Origin of the sequence: Azotosporobacter soli (assembly GCF_030542965.1) — a bacterium.
Classification (GTDB): Bacteria; Bacillota; Negativicutes; order SG130; family SG130; genus Azotosporobacter; species Azotosporobacter soli.
Genome location: NZ_JAUAOA010000019.1, coordinates 60,669 through 75,025 on the forward strand (window position 1 = coordinate 60,669; position 14,357 = coordinate 75,025).

Consider the following 14,357-nt stretch of genomic DNA (forward strand, 5'->3'; position numbering starts at 1 on the left):
ATGATCATCGACATCAACATTCATCATTTACCGGAAGATTTGTTCGACAACGAAAAGGTACTCGACGGCTTTCTCAGCACCGCGCCGCGCAGCTTTGGCGAAATCGCCCGTCTCGAAACACTCGACAGCGGCAAACGCCATATGATTTTGGAAAAACCGAAAGGCTTTCAAAATCTGAACTATGTCGAAGGCGACTACTCACTCGAAGCCAAACTCAAAGCGATGGATGACGCCGGCGTCGACAAAGGGATTCTGCGCGTTCCTGTCTGGCAGGAATGGCTGCGGCTTGACACCTGCAAAATCGTCAATGACAATGCGGCCGACATCTGCAAACGTTCAAACGGTCGCTTATACGCCAATGCCGTATTGCCGCCCTGGGGAGGCAAGGAAAACCTCTACGAACTGGAACGGTGCCTGAAAGACCTCGGCATGGTCGGCGTTCAGCTTGCCTGCCATTACGGGCAGTTGTATCTGGATGATGAGGCCTTTAAGCCGTATCTCAAGGTGCTTAACGAACTTCAGGTTCCGGTTGTCGTGCATCACACGCCGCTGCCGGTATACTGGCAGTCGATCTACGAGTACACCAACCTGCGCCGCGAATTCGGCCGCATCATTGACCAGGGCACTGCGGTCGGTCGTGAATTGTTCAGCGGTATGTTTGACGAATTTCCGAATCTGAAATTCATTCATACCATGTTTGGCGGCAACTGGTTTGCCAATTATCAATTGTTAATGCCGCATGCCTCTAAAAAACAAGAAGCTCTCGTCCGTCTTGATTCCTCGGAAGGAGACAAGATCGCCCGCTACCTGAAAAACAATATTTTCTTTGATATGACCCATCCTTCTTCCTGGGGTAAAGAACAGGTCGAATGCGCCATTAACGTCTGCGGCGCCGATCACATCCTGTTCGGCAGTTCCTTCCCCGTCGTCTATGGCTGGATGTCCGGCGGCGTTGATTTTGTAAACTCACTAAACATCAGCGACAGCGATCGCGAACGGATCACCAGCCAAAATGCTTGCCGGTTATTTAATTTATCATAATTCCCCACAGGCCGGATACACCGGCCTGTTCGCTCTTTACTAAAAGAAGAAGGTGATTTTAATGGCATTTGTTCCTTCCGACGCAACAACACTTTGGACGCGCAGTTTCCTTTTTAACTGTCTGGCCAATCTTCTTGCGTTTACCGGCATGTATTACATTATGGCAACTTTGCCTCTCTACACAACGGAAGTACTTGGCAAAGGCAATGGCGATGTCGGTCTCTTGTTCGGCGCTTTTGCGCTGGCAGGCGTCCTTGCCCGTCCGTTGGCCGGACGTCTGCTGGATGCGTCCGGCCGGATGAAAACCGCCTGGTTTTCTTTGCTCTTGCTGTTTTTTGCAATGGCAGCCTATTCATGGACCACTTTTTTTACCGCGTTACTTGCACTGCGCATTTTTCACGGGATTTGCTGGGGCTTTGCAACGACATCGCTGGCCACGATCGCCACCGATGTCATTCCCGCGAAGCAGCGCGGCGAAGGGATCGGCTATTTCGGTCTTTCGATGTCCCTTGCAATGCTGCTTGGCCCCTGGCTCGGCCTGAGCGTACTTCAACAATTCGGTTATCCTTTCCTATTTGCCGCCGGAACCGCATTGGCTGCACTTTCTGCCTGCTGTCTGTTCGGCATCCGCTTTCGCGTCGCACCTGCAGCATCCGAGCAACGCAACAAGCGTTGGCTGGAAAAAAGCGTGCTCGCCTATGCCGCGATCGTTTTCTTCATGGCCTTCAACTACAGTGCCGTGCTCTCGTTCATCGTGCTGTTCGCACAGGAGTTGCAGATTGAAAACGCCAGCCTGTTTTTTCTCGCCAATGCCGTCGGCGTCATCGCAAGTCGTCCATACGCCGGAAAAATGTTGGACAGGCAAGGCCCCATCCTGATCATGTGCATCGGTTTTGCCTCGTTCTTCGCAACTTTCGTTTGCCTGTTCTTCACGCAAGAGCTTTGCTTCTTCTTGCTCGCAGCACTCTTGCTCGGCATCGGCTTCGGCATTCTCTATTCGCTGGCGTTTGCGCTGTCGATCAATCAAGTCGATGCCAGCCGTCGCGGCAGCGTCAACGGCACGCTGCTGACAGCATTCGATCTCGGTTTTGCGCTCGGCGCGCTTTTGCTCGGGCAACTGTCCGCTTTGATCGGCTTGCGCGCCATGTATCTGTGCTGTGCACTTTTAACGGTATTGCCTTTCGCCGTCTTCTATAAAAAACACATGCAAAAAAAAGCAGCAGACAGTATCGCATGCGAAGCAGACTCCGTCGAATGGGCAGGCGGCACGCATTTCAAAGCCTTGCCTCCAGCAAACTCTCGCGTTATAATACAACCAGTTGCAACAGAAACCAATTGAACGGGGGAGTTTTTATGAATAAAGATCGCATGGGCAAGCACATTTCACTGCTGTATCGCTACAGCCAAATCTTTTTCAATAAAGAATTCAAACGCTACAACCTCGGCAGCGGCCAATACATGTTTTTGATCGAACTGTACAAGCATCCCGGCATCACGCAAGAACAGTTGTCCGAACGGGTGCGCATCGACAAGGCGACCACGGCCAAAGCGATCGCCAAACTGATTGCCGAAGGCTATGTCACAAAAGAAACCAGCGCTACCGACAAACGCGCTTACAACTTATACACGACCGAAAAAGCCGCCGCCATCCAAGACGAACTGTTCCTACTGATGGACGGCTGGAACCAGCAACTACTGGACGGCTTCAGTACAGCCGAACAGGAAACCGCGCACCAGTTGCTTGAAAAAATGTGCGCGAATGCGCTGGCTCAGGCTAGTCGCGAATAATTTGCCATCAATACACAAGGAGGGAAATCTATGTTTCGACGCATCTGTCCTGTCGCTTTGCTGACGCTGCTATGGCTGGCAATCGGCGCCGTCTTTGCCTCGGCAACGCCAGCCTTTGCCGCCGAATACAGTCTCGACTTTGACGCTGCTTCCTTCAGCATCGAATCGGCGACTGTCGGTGAACAAACGGTCACGTACCGCGCTTACAAAAATCTGGTCTATGTACAGCACCCTGTCGACACAACGTATCAAAATCTAAACCTGTACGTTCCTGTCGAATATTTTGCAGGAAAATCAATCGGCGCATACACAGCCAAAACCGCGCCGATTTTTCTGCCGAACACCATTGGCGGTTACATGCCGGCTCTGCCCGGAACGCCCGGACTTGACCGGGACGGCAAGCCAAACGCCGCGCTGACAGCCTTGGCGCACGGCTATGTCGTCGCCGAACCCGGCGCACGAGGCCGGACTACGCAAAGCGAAAGCGGAAATTATACCGGCAAAGCGCCCGCCGCCATTGTCGATCTGAAAGCAGCGGTACGCTACCTGCGCCATAATGCGGCACGCATTCCCGGCGACAGTGAAAAAATCATCTCGAACGGAACCAGCGCTGGCGGGGCACTGTCAGCATTACTCGGAGCAACCGGAAACAGTGGCGACTATACAAAGGAGCTTACGCAACTTGGCGCAGCGAACGAACGCGACGATATTTTTGCCGCCTCCTGCTATTGCCCGATTACGGATCTTGAGCATGCTGACATGGCCTATGAATGGCTGTTTAACGGCATCAATGACTATAAAAAAATGACCTTCTCCGGCGGCGCGATGCCGTCGCCCGGCCAGCAACCGATCATGCTGCCGCCGCCAACCGATCTGCCAAAACCGCTTGAAATCAGCGGTCAAATGACGGCGGAGCAAATACAGCTCTCCAATGAATTAAAACCGCTTTTTCCCGCCTACCTGAACGGGCTGCAATTAACGGACAGCGGCAAGCCGCTGAAACTGGACGCAGACGGAAACGGCAGCTTTAAAGAATACGTCAAAGCCTTCGTGATGGCTTCGGCGCAAACGGCGCTCAATCAAGGCAGCGACCTTTCCGACTTTGCCTGGCTGACGGTTCAAAACGGCCGCGTGACCGCCCTCGATTTTGACGCCTATCTGCGTTATGCCGGACGAATGAAAACAACGCCGGCCTTCGACGACGTAGCCTTAGGCAGCGGCGAAAACAGCCTGTTTGGAACTGCATCCGTCAACGCACAGCATTTTAGCGAATTCGCGGCAAAGCGCAGCACGGTCGGCGGTACGCTTGCCGAACCGTCGCTCATACGACAAATGAATCCGCTATCCTACATCGGCCAATCCACTGCGAGCACCGCCCATTACTGGCGGATCCGTCACGGCTCGCTCGATCGCGATACGTCTTTGGCCGTCCCTGTTATTTTAGCAACCAAACTGCGCAACCATGGCGCGTCCGTCGATTTTGCGCTGCCCTGGGGCAAAAGCCACAGCGGCGACTATGATCTGCCGGAACTGTTCGCCTGGGTCGATCAAATCTGCCAGACCAAATAATCCTTTGAAAAGAGCCTTGCCTCGATGGTGAAGCTTTCAGACCGTAGACGGTACAAAAGAAACGATAACACGAAGAATCGAAGAGGGGAAGAATGGAAGAATAATAATAAAATCTTCCGACCTTCCCTTCTTCGGTTCTTCGTGTAAAAAACGTCCCACTTGATTTCATTTTGTCGATAGTCTCAAAGCTTCACCGCAAGGGAAAGCTCTTTTCAATATTGACAGAACGAAAATATTTTGTTGACCATTCTGTAACATTGCCTTGTTATGATAAACCTATCAAGAAGAGGGAGTGATCGCAGATGAATAAAATCGTTAAACAACTGGCCGTGCTTTCGATGGTCGGCCTGATGCAAATCGCGTTTGCCGTCAGCGCAAATGAAGTTTCCGCCGCACGTCCGGACGGCCCGGCCATGCAACGTTATGAGGAAGATCAAAACGATCCGCACCACAAGGATCAGGATCGCGAACGGCAAGAGCGCGAACGCCACGAGAGGGAGCGCGCCGAAAAAGAACGCCATGAACATGAAATGAAGCGTCACCCCGGCGAAGATGAGCGCGCCTGGCATGACCGCCAACAAGAAGAACAGCGGCGTCATGACGAAAACATGCAGCGTCTGGCCAGAGACATCGTCTCTTTGGTGCTCGACAAACGCTAACCGCTCCCTAGGAGCGTAACGATAGAAATCCCTTCCCATTCTGCCCTCAATAAAAAAGCACTGTCGCAATCCGCTGCGGCAGTGCTTTTTTTGCACCAAGCTATTTTTGAGCCGCCAGCTTCAGCGCTTCCTGGCGCGCCATTTCCAGCAGTTCACTCATGTCCCACTCTTCCTGGCATTGCAGTCGCACCAGATTCGGCGTGCCGCCGCCTTTGCCGCCCCTTTGCTTTTGCACGGCGGCAAGCAGCTGCTTCATATCGAGCGCCACATCCGCCGAGCGACCGAAAAACAGTTGCTTGCGCCCGCTACGCGGGTCTTCTCCCGCCAGAAGAAAGAGCGCTTTTTCCCGCTGCGTCAACTGCCGACTCAGTTCATCCAGCAGCTCGCCGTCTTCCGGCGCAGCCAAATGCACGATAAGACGCAGCTCAGCCAACTCTTCGCCCGCCTGGAGCAATCGCTCCGCCAGCAGCTCCGCGAGACGGCTTTGCAGCTGCGCATAACGCTGATTGAGCTGCATCATTTTATCCTGCTGTTTCTCTACCGCCGCCAGACTTTCGGTCGGCGGCATCGAGACCAGCGCGCCGATCGCGGTAAGATCGCGGTTCTTCCGCTCATAATCGAGCAGCGCACGCTTTCCGGCCAGATAGAAGAGGCGCAAGCGGCCTTTCTTTCGCTCCTGGCCGATGATCTTCACCAGGCCCACCTCGCCGCTCTTTTCCACATGCGTGCCGCCGCAAGGACAGCGGTCAAAGTCTTCCACTTCCACCACCCGCAACGCCTGAAACGCTTTCGTCGGTTTCTTGCGCATCTCCGGCATATCTTCGTCCTCTGCCAAGAGCCGCGCTCTCACCGTCCGGTTGGCAAAAATCATTTCATTCGCCAGCGCTTCCGCCTGAAAAATCTCATCCGGACTCAGCTCCGTCCTATCGAGGTCGAGATGGCTCACCTGCTCGCCGAGATGAAAGCCGCAACTGTTGGCCTGAAACAAACGAAAAAAAGCGCCCAGCAGCAGATGCTCTCCCGTATGCTGCTGCATATGATCGAAGCGTCGCTCCCAGTCGATAATGCCCTTTACCTCGCCCTGCGGCGCAGCGCCGCTCACGACATGGACGATCCGGCCGTCCTTCAGCTGCACATCGCTCACCGGCAAACCCGCCAAACTCCCCCGATCCGCCGGTTGCCCGCCCCCTTCCGGATAAAACAACGTCCGATCCAATACCACCGCCCATTGCCCTTCCTTTTCCAGCGGCGAAACCGACTGTACGTTGGCCGTAAACTCGCGCGCATAGCGCTGTGAATCATACAATTTTTCTGTCATCGCTTTTCTCCTTTGACTCTTTCCAGCTTTGCTATTTCACTTCGTTTCTAAATTGGCAAAGCATTTAATTTTCAAATTGTACAACAGCTTGACCATCACTAGTTATGTGTTTAGCGTCCAATAGCTCGATAATAACCGTTTTCCTTCTCATCAATATAAAACTTCGTAATCCACCTTTTTTCTTTAAATATTTCTAAAAGTCGTTCATTTATGGAGCTAATCTCAAATTTAGGACGCTTTCTATGAAACAAGCTCATAAAATCATGCATTCGTAGAATTTCCAAACATTTCTTCGCTTGGTCTTCATTCATATCTCTCAATGACTGTGCAAGCAACTTTTGTTTGTTTTCTAATAAAATTTCTTCTACCTCAAGCAAATGTACAAGCAGTTCTTCGGAAAGCGAATGATTTTCTTCGATAATCTCCTCAACATATCCTTCCGCTATTTTTCGAATCGCCGCCTGCATTGCTTCACTTTCATGGCTATAAATTTCAACCAAATTTGCGAGGTCAGCTACGTCCAGATTTTTTTGAAATATTGCTATCTTAAGCGCTTCAGAGTAATTTTTCTCCTTTATCGATATTTCTCTTTTTATATACTTCAATACATCAATCTTATATTTATCCTCAATCTCTTCTTCTAAAAGCATTACTAATTCTTCTTCATTTGCATTTTCAGCATTGATCGTTTCACTGCTGTATTCATCAATATTTTTCTTAATGAACGCTACTATATGGCGGGGATAAAACTCTCTCATGAAAATCAGATTTTCTGCAGTCATTCTAATAATTTTGTGATTGATCAGAATTGAAATTTTTTCATCATCTATTTCTTGATAAGCAAATTTCTTATATTGCATTTCTAAGCTAACTAAGATCTTCTCATATTTGTCATTTTCCAGTGCGTCACAGATAGTAACTTTTCTATAAAATTTTTCCGCAAGGCCGTCTCCAAACCTTTTGTCAATTGTCTTACGATTAAATTCAATTACTTCTTCATTTCCATTGATAAAATCAATTAGATTATCGTCTATTTCCTTGTCACTGTTCATAAAATACGCCAATACATTGGTTTCCGAATATTTGACGATGTTCTGTTGTAATAATGCGCCCCATAGCTCATGATTAGCAACACTGCTAATCTCTTCAATCATTGTCTGCAAAAAGTTAATATACTTTTTCTTTACATCATCCTTTACTTTTTCATTGTTCAGTATGGCTAATACGTTCACTTCTTCATCAAGAATAATGCCTTCGCAATTTACAAGCATAATTTCCATATATTGCTCAATATCTCTTTCTACGCGCAGCGCTAAGGGTTCATCAGGTTTTGAAGCAATCAAAGTGTAATTCTTGTTCTTAAAATCATCATTTTTAGCGTATTGATAATTCACCTCAAGCATTAAGGAAACTAATTCGAAATTCAATTGATATCGATCATTTTTGTACACTTCTTGGAAAATCTCTTTATTGACTACATTATAATCAATCCGAGTAAATTCTACTTCCAGTACAGTTAAGCCTTTTATAATTTTGTCAATTTGAGGATTGTCCATTTCCAAAAACGCCGGGTCATCTGCTATAAACTTTGCTAAACATTCTTCTTCATTCAAAGCTTCAATATCTTTTGGGCTAGAATAATATAGCGTATTTATGATATACCGCTTTTTTTGTGCCTCACCAAACTCGCTTTCTGTCAATATCCCTTGCAAGGCACTTGGCCAGAGCCTATTTATCATCTCAATAAAAGCAGCAATGTCTTTTTCATTCGCCAAAAAAGCCGCTATAAATTCGTAGTTTTTCTTGTCTTTGATTTGTTGCATGATTCGGTTTAAAAACACCCCGTTTTCTTTTTTTGTTTGCAACAAATACGCCAGTAGCTTAAAGTTCAATATTTCATTTCGCTCAAAGTCCGTCTCTTTAAGGCGGTCAATGATCTTTTGCGGATTTTCAATGGCATAGGAATGCGGTTTTGCTTTTTCATCTGCAATGCTGCGCAAAAAGATCTTGTCTGTCCGGCTTAAGCTGTTCTCATAAAAATAAGTCATATAATCCGAATATGTTTCATCAATATGTCCATTTCGTATAATATACTTTATCATTGGAAAATATGGATTGGCCTTGATTTCCTCAAATTTATTTGTTTCTCCTATCTCATTAGTAAAAGTGACACTAAAAACTTCGTCAATATTCTCTCCATCGATAAAATCTTGCAAGCGTTGACTTTCAAGCCTTGCCTTCTGTTGTTTTAGTTTTTCCACTTCTATTTCGAGTTTTCTTTTCCGCTGTGCCGATTTCCCTTCTATGCTTTTTTTGCGGTCGATATATTCAGGATTTTTTTGAACTTTGGCTATTGCTTCTGTCATATTTACACTATTCCAGCCTCCCCCTTTCCATACCGCAACATTTGTTGGATTTTTCTTTATCATTTGAATCAATTTCCTATTTTCCGTATTGGCAGGTACTTGAGCTCCTCCAATATACCCTACAGGCCCATTCATTTGAAAAAGAATCGTCTCAACTTCTTCTAATGAATTAAGGTTTTCATTATTTATTTTTTCAATATCCTCTTTGATTTTTTCTATTTCCGAATCAATTTTTATACTCTTTTCTTCTATATGCTTTACCTTAGTTTCAAATAAGGTATATATATATCCCATGCCCAATTGTAAATCATTAAAATCTTTCGGAAAAATATTTTTGTAGGCAATAAGCGCCAATAATTTATTGTAGTCCGGCTCCGTTTTTTGTATGCGATCATGATAAATTACAAATTCATTGTATATGTTTTTCAACATTCTCATATCATCGATATACAATGACAGTCCTTGTAAAAATTCAGGTTCGAATTTTTCATAGATCTTGCCCTGCTTAAAGTGTTCGATAAATTGGTCGTATGCATTTGATCCATCAATAATCGGAACGATGGGTATAATAAAATCAAAAAACTTCGTGCGGTCTTTCGATTCAAAAATATCATCTCTAATCAAATAGAAAAAACGAATCGGTTTTTTTCTATTACTATTGACCAGCACATTAATTTCTCGCAATTTTTCAAAGATACTATTCATGTTGTATCTGTCCAAGTCTTCGAAGACAACTGCACCACAGCCAGCGTTTTCAAACAGATACAGAATCTCATCAAGATGCTTATCGAAACAATCTTCATTACCATTTTCAAACATCTCAATTTCATGTCCCTGCAACTTTATTTTTTTAAAAACATTTCTGTTTTTTTGCACTTTAACAATCGAATAGATTATATAAATCGAAATCATACCCAGGACAGCTCCAGCCCCAAATTCCACGCTTTCATAAGTCGTCCACAACAGCATTTCTTTTAGCGATCCCGACGATAAGGTTTGAACAAATTGAGACCATTCTTTAAATTTCAACAAATACACTATCAACAGCAAAAAAGCGGCCATCACTGCCGTATTTTTTTCAACTCTATATCGAGCTACTTTTTCTTTTACTTTGAAGTTCGTTTGTGGGATTTTATCAATATCAATTTGATGCACCAGTTGATTTATAATTTTCCCCTCTAAATTACCTGTTTTAGCTTTTTTAGGCGCTTTAGGAGTTTTAGTCTTTTCACCTGTTTCTTTCTCTTTTGCCTCTTCCAAATCTTCCTTATCCAGCACTTTCATTGGTTCAAAGCAAGCCAATGAAATATTTATAAAGTTAATCTCTTTATGCATATTTTTATAACTTTCTAATACACTGCTTTTACCCGAACTATACGGGCCTGATATTGCAATGTTTTTAACATCTCCATCGGCAAAAACAAAATCCAATGCCTCATTATATATTTCTAACTTCACATCCCCAACAGGTGTTAACTTTTGAAAATGATGTCTATTGCTTCGCATGGAAATACCTCCTGGTTGTTTTGCAAATCGCTAAACTCTCTATTTATCTCCTTCTCTAATATTTTATCCATTTCCTTCTTTTTACATAACATGAATGTATTTTCAAATCACTTTAGCGATATGTTGTATAAAAATTAAAACGGGGCACACGCTCGCATACGTGTGCCCCGTTAGTACTCTGCCTAGAAAGCAGTAAGTTGCCAGCAATGACGATCAATCCTGCCCCATTTCATGGGATGCATTACATCTCTCCAGGTCTACTCCATATTAGTGGTGCAGACTATACGCAAACCACACCACTGCCCCAAAATAAATTACAATGAAACAAAATGCGCCAAAGATGTACGCAAGGTCTTTTTTTGTCACTCGCTTCGGATCTTTAATGTGGTTGCCAACGCCGATGACAAAAATGCCGATAAACATCATCACAATAACAACCTGTATTTCCATCAGTCCTGAAATTCCATCTGTCGGATTTTCCATTATTACAGTTCCACCAAAGACACAAGCCGCAATCATGATGAAGGTTCCGATAAAATTATATCGATTGTAGGTCTTTCCATCACGCATCATTATCAGCAAGAGTACTATTCCAGCAATAAAACCCACAGCAGCATTCCACGGATATTTTAGATGCAAGCCGATCGGCGTCACAATCGATCCAATTATCATACCTTGCTTCGCGCTTAATTTATCTTCCATGCTCTTCCCACTTCAATCGTATTTATTTTTACGGCAGTTGCTTCCTCAAGAAGACTGTTTGTTGATGCACTTCAGCTCTTCATAAGAACTGTTTTTTCTGCGCTCACTAAAGCTTCCAAGACGCCCCGATTGCATACGTCCAAAAATCATCCCTACTTTGATCCGCGCCCCGATAGTAGAGATAGACTTCGCGCTCATTTTTTCGGTAGCGAATTTCTTTGCTGCCCTTATCTTTACCCCAGATTTTTATATCTTTCTCCTCAACTTTATCCCAGCCGAGCCGCTTCATTTCATTCTCATAGTAGTCATTGATTTCGTGATAGCTAAAGAACGCTATAAATTTTTTATCCACATGAGTCTGAGCTGACTTTGTTATAACATCCACTCTTTTCAACTGTGATCCCGGCATGATCTGAATTTCATTCAAATCTGCTTTTATTTTCATTTCTTCCTGTGCAATATCCACATGATACAACGTTGGTTTGACTGCTTCGTACGATAAAATCACCAAGACAAGCAAAAAAATTCCTATCTTAAATCGTCTAAACACGCATGCCCTCCTTGCTCGGAATCGGAATGCCACCTTTTCTTCCCGCTGCAATCGCATTTATTTTTCGCTTATATATTAGTGGTGCAGACTATACGCAAACCATTCCACTGCCCCAAAATAGATTATGATAAAACAAAATGCGCCAAAGATGTACGCCAGGTCTTTTTTTGTCACTCGCTTCGGATCTTTAATATGGTTGCCAACGCCGATTATAAAAATGCCGATGAACATCATTATTATACCGACCGTAATCGGCATCAACCCTGAAAGTCCAGGAACCGGATTTTCAATCATTACCGCTCCCATAAAGATGCCAGCCGCAACTATTATTGTGGTCCCGATAAAAATGTATTTGTTGGATGTTCCTCTGTCTCGGATCATGATAAATAAGAAAACTATGCTCGCAATAATCGCCACAGTAGCATTCCATGGATATTTTAGATGCAAGCCGATCGGCGTCACAATCGCTCCGATTATCATACCTTGCTTCGCTTTCATTTTTCCACCGCCCGATCTATAACAACACCGGATTTAAAAACGTTTTTATTTTGCGTAAATATTTACTGCCCTTATTGATAATTTTACTACCAGCTTAATAAAGCTGCTGCAATCATTATTAAGCCAATTCCTCTGCTGCATACTTTTTCTACTCTGCTGACGCTTCGCCGATTTCCAAATAATTCCCACATTTTATACTCACGAAAAGATGTGGGGAAAATCACTAATCCTGTGCCGAATAAAAGCATGGCTATTTTTTTAACTTCCACTTCACTTCCAGTAAAACTCACTTTTTTACCCCCTCAAACCTTCTCATCGCGTTTAACTTCAAACAACGTTTTTTCTTTAAGCATAAATTTCCCCTTGTTGTTTTACCGCAATCTGTTTACTTCTCTTCGCATCTTTCATTCGTCTTTTTTACTACTGTCTTTAAAAAAATATCGTACACCGTTTGCTTCTTCTTTGAAAAAAATATACTTATAGCGCCTACCCCCGCAAACCCTAAGACTAAAATCAATTTCAATATCGCTCTGCAAAATGCAGCTACATAGCCTATCTTGGTGTTGTCCAGACCTGTCACTTTCAACTTCATCATCCTCTTACCTAATCCAGCTTGCCTTTTTCCTCCTTCTAGTACTGTAAAATACGTCATATAGACAATTGCCGTTATGGTCACATCCGTCCCTATTATATGCTGAATGCTTATCTCTTTAACAAACACTTCTACGCCCTTCATGCAACCAAGAAACAACAATGTACTCAGAATCACAATCACGGCAAAATCAATCAAACTTGCCAAAAAACGTACTCCTGCACCACCATACTTTTCATTCATAATGATTATTCCTCCTTTGATTTTTCATATCAGCTTAAACAAGTTTTTCAGAAAAAATCTTTAACGATTATTTCTTTCAGTAAACTTTGTATAGTCAAATTTAGCTTCTATTTTTGCTCCTCCTAATGGCGTTAATGCTCCAATTTCTGTTGCTACGACCACATCCGCAGATGATTCTCCACCCCACTCATATCCAAACTTATTCGCTCCAATCTTGACCCCAGCAAACCCCTGTCCGCCTAAATTTTCTTTTGTGGTAGGATCTATAGACCCCTGTGCTTCTACGCCAGCAAAAAGTTTATTTGTTGCACTAACATTAAGTCCAATATTTAAAGTTTCTTTCGGCTTATCCGTTGTAATATTTTCATAATATTTTCCTATCTGTGCCTCAATTCCAATACCCGCTATTTTCCCTTTCACGCCCAATCCGACTCCAATTTGTCCAGTAATCTCCAAAGCATCATTTAAACGATCTCCTGTTTTTTTTATATCATCAACGCTAATTCCAACGCTGTCTTCCTCTACCGCCAAAGTATCTTTATTCTCAAACGCCTGCAATCCTCTTTCCACTTCCTGCCGCGTCATCCCCGGCACGTTATCGCCCAACAGCGCCGCGGTTGATTCCGCTTCGACCGCCGATACCGGCTGCTGCGCCGCAGCTGCAAGCGGGCCTGTGATATGTTCGCTTGTCCAATTCGCTACACCGCGGCCTACGTCACTCAGCGCATCAATTCCGCTCGCAAAATGCGCGGTTTCAGGATTGGCGTACGAACCGCCGAGCGCGTCGTTGTCGACGCCGCTAAAACTGTACGGCGTTCCGCCCTGTACGCCGTTTGCGACGTCCTGCTGCGCAAGTCCCGGCGCGCCGCTCTCGACGGAGACGCCGGAATCGGAGTTCTCCTCCGCTGCGCCGATGCCGAAGGATTGCAGGCCCGTCTCCGCTTCTTGCCGCGTCATCCCCGGCACGTTATCGCTGAGCATCGCAGCGGTCGATTCCGCTTCGACCGCAGAGACCGGTTGCTGCGTCGCAGCTGCGAACGGCCCGGTAATGTTTTCGCTGCACCAACCCGCAACGCTGTTCAGAAAACCGCTGCCCATATCGCCTAGCGCAGCCAACCCGCTGCCGATCTGCGTTGTTTCGGCGTCGGTATACGAGCCGCCGAGCGCGTCGTTATCGACGCCGCTGTAAGAGCAGGGCGTACCGCCTTGCACGCCTTCTCCCTCGGAACCTTCCGAAGAGGCGCTGCTGCCTGAATCCGCCGCCTCGCTGCCGAAGCCGCCGGAGGAAGCATTCGATGCGCTCTCGTTTGAGGCATCGCCGCCGAAACTGCCGCCGCTCAGCCCTTGTCCCTCGCTGCCGCTTGATTCGCTGCTGCCGCCGAAACCGCCCGCACTGCCTTGACTGTCGCCGCCGCTTGACTCGCCGCCGTTTCCTCCGCCGTAACCGCCACCGTAACCGCCGCCGTAGCCGCCGCTATTTCCGCCTTCGCCTGATCCATCATAACTCATGCTATACCGCTCCTTT

Annotated in this window: 13 protein-coding genes; 5 read left to right on the forward strand and 8 right to left on the reverse strand. The window is 45.8% G+C overall.

What is annotated here, in order from left to right:
* From QTL79_RS14225 to QTL79_RS14245, 5 genes are all read left to right on the forward strand, one after another.
* Positions 1–1,041, forward strand: coding sequence for an amidohydrolase family protein (locus QTL79_RS14225; protein WP_346355633.1), 1,041 nt, complete (start codon positions 1–3; stop codon positions 1,039–1,041).
* A gap of 61 nt (positions 1,042–1,102) precedes the next feature.
* Positions 1,103–2,380: an MFS transporter gene (locus tag QTL79_RS14230; RefSeq protein ID WP_346355634.1), complete on the forward strand. Its 1,278-nt coding sequence runs from the start codon at positions 1,103–1,105 to the stop codon at positions 2,378–2,380.
* Positions 2,381–2,394: 14 nt separating this feature from the next.
* Positions 2,395–2,829, forward strand: a complete 435-nt coding sequence (locus QTL79_RS14235; RefSeq protein ID WP_346355635.1) for a MarR family winged helix-turn-helix transcriptional regulator — start codon at positions 2,395–2,397, stop codon at positions 2,827–2,829.
* 30 nt (positions 2,830–2,859) lie between these two features.
* Positions 2,860–4,398 (forward strand): subtype B tannase, encoded by a 1,539-nt coding sequence (locus tag QTL79_RS14240; protein ID WP_346355636.1) that lies wholly within the window; start codon positions 2,860–2,862, stop codon positions 4,396–4,398.
* A gap of 302 nt (positions 4,399–4,700) precedes the next feature.
* Positions 4,701–5,057 carry a hypothetical protein gene (locus QTL79_RS14245; protein WP_346355637.1) on the forward strand — a complete coding sequence of 119 codons (357 nt, stop codon included), beginning with the start codon at positions 4,701–4,703 and terminating at the stop codon, positions 5,055–5,057.
* 100 nt (positions 5,058–5,157) lie between these two features.
* Here QTL79_RS14245 and QTL79_RS14250 read toward each other — a convergent pair whose 3' ends face one another.
* The 8 genes from QTL79_RS14250 to QTL79_RS14285 all read right to left on the reverse strand — a co-directional run bounded on the left by QTL79_RS14250 (position 5,158) and on the right by QTL79_RS14285 (position 14,341).
* Positions 5,158–6,375: an alanyl-tRNA editing protein gene (locus tag QTL79_RS14250; RefSeq protein ID WP_346355638.1), complete on the reverse strand. Its 1,218-nt coding sequence runs from the start codon at positions 6,373–6,375 to the stop codon at positions 5,158–5,160.
* A 110-nt stretch (positions 6,376–6,485) separates the two neighbouring features.
* Complete coding sequence (locus QTL79_RS14255; RefSeq protein ID WP_346355639.1) at positions 6,486–10,247, reverse strand: YobI family P-loop NTPase; 3,762 nt, start codon at positions 10,245–10,247, stop codon at positions 6,486–6,488.
* Positions 10,248–10,514: 267 nt separating this feature from the next.
* Positions 10,515–10,949 (reverse strand): hypothetical protein, encoded by a 435-nt coding sequence (locus tag QTL79_RS14260; protein ID WP_346355640.1) that lies wholly within the window; start codon positions 10,947–10,949, stop codon positions 10,515–10,517.
* Between the two features lie 106 nt (positions 10,950–11,055).
* A complete protein-coding gene (locus QTL79_RS14265; protein ID WP_346355641.1) occupies positions 11,056–11,499 on the reverse strand; it encodes a hypothetical protein in 444 nt (147 codons plus the stop codon).
* 75 nt (positions 11,500–11,574) lie between these two features.
* Entirely contained in the window at positions 11,575–11,997 is a 423-nt protein-coding gene (locus tag QTL79_RS14270) for a hypothetical protein (RefSeq protein ID WP_346355642.1), read from the reverse strand.
* An 86-nt stretch (positions 11,998–12,083) separates the two neighbouring features.
* Positions 12,084–12,287 (reverse strand): hypothetical protein, encoded by a 204-nt coding sequence (locus QTL79_RS14275; RefSeq protein ID WP_346355643.1) that lies wholly within the window; start codon positions 12,285–12,287, stop codon positions 12,084–12,086.
* Between the two features lie 95 nt (positions 12,288–12,382).
* Entirely contained in the window at positions 12,383–12,832 is a 450-nt protein-coding gene (locus QTL79_RS14280) for an RDD family protein (protein ID WP_346355644.1), read from the reverse strand.
* 60 nt (positions 12,833–12,892) lie between these two features.
* Complete coding sequence (locus QTL79_RS14285; RefSeq protein ID WP_346355645.1) at positions 12,893–14,341, reverse strand: hypothetical protein; 1,449 nt, start codon at positions 14,339–14,341, stop codon at positions 12,893–12,895.
* Positions 14,342–14,357: the final 16 nt, after the last annotated feature.

What these genes read in the sequence shown, in the direction of transcription:
- QTL79_RS14225 (WP_346355633.1), top strand. Translation starts at nt 1, where the DNA reads ATGATCATCGACATCAACATTCATCATTTACCGGAAGATTTGTTCGAC.
- QTL79_RS14230 (WP_346355634.1), top strand. Translation starts at nt 1,103, where the DNA reads ATGGCATTTGTTCCTTCCGACGCAACAACACTTTGGACGCGCAGTTTC.
- QTL79_RS14235 (WP_346355635.1), top strand. Translation starts at nt 2,395, where the DNA reads ATGAATAAAGATCGCATGGGCAAGCACATTTCACTGCTGTATCGCTAC.
- QTL79_RS14240 (WP_346355636.1), top strand. Translation starts at nt 2,860, where the DNA reads ATGTTTCGACGCATCTGTCCTGTCGCTTTGCTGACGCTGCTATGGCTG.
- QTL79_RS14245 (WP_346355637.1), top strand. Translation starts at nt 4,701, where the DNA reads ATGAATAAAATCGTTAAACAACTGGCCGTGCTTTCGATGGTCGGCCTG.
- QTL79_RS14250 (WP_346355638.1), bottom strand. Translation starts at nt 6,375, where the DNA reads ATGACAGAAAAATTGTATGATTCACAGCGCTATGCGCGCGAGTTTACG.
- QTL79_RS14255 (WP_346355639.1), bottom strand. Translation starts at nt 10,247, where the DNA reads ATGCGAAGCAATAGACATCATTTTCAAAAGTTAACACCTGTTGGGGAT.
- QTL79_RS14260 (WP_346355640.1), bottom strand. Translation starts at nt 10,949, where the DNA reads ATGGAAGATAAATTAAGCGCGAAGCAAGGTATGATAATTGGATCGATT.
- QTL79_RS14270 (WP_346355642.1), bottom strand. Translation starts at nt 11,997, where the DNA reads ATGAAAGCGAAGCAAGGTATGATAATCGGAGCGATTGTGACGCCGATC.
- QTL79_RS14280 (WP_346355644.1), bottom strand. Translation starts at nt 12,832, where the DNA reads ATGAATGAAAAGTATGGTGGTGCAGGAGTACGTTTTTTGGCAAGTTTG.
- QTL79_RS14285 (WP_346355645.1), bottom strand. Translation starts at nt 14,341, where the DNA reads ATGAGTTATGATGGATCAGGCGAAGGCGGAAATAGCGGCGGCTACGGC.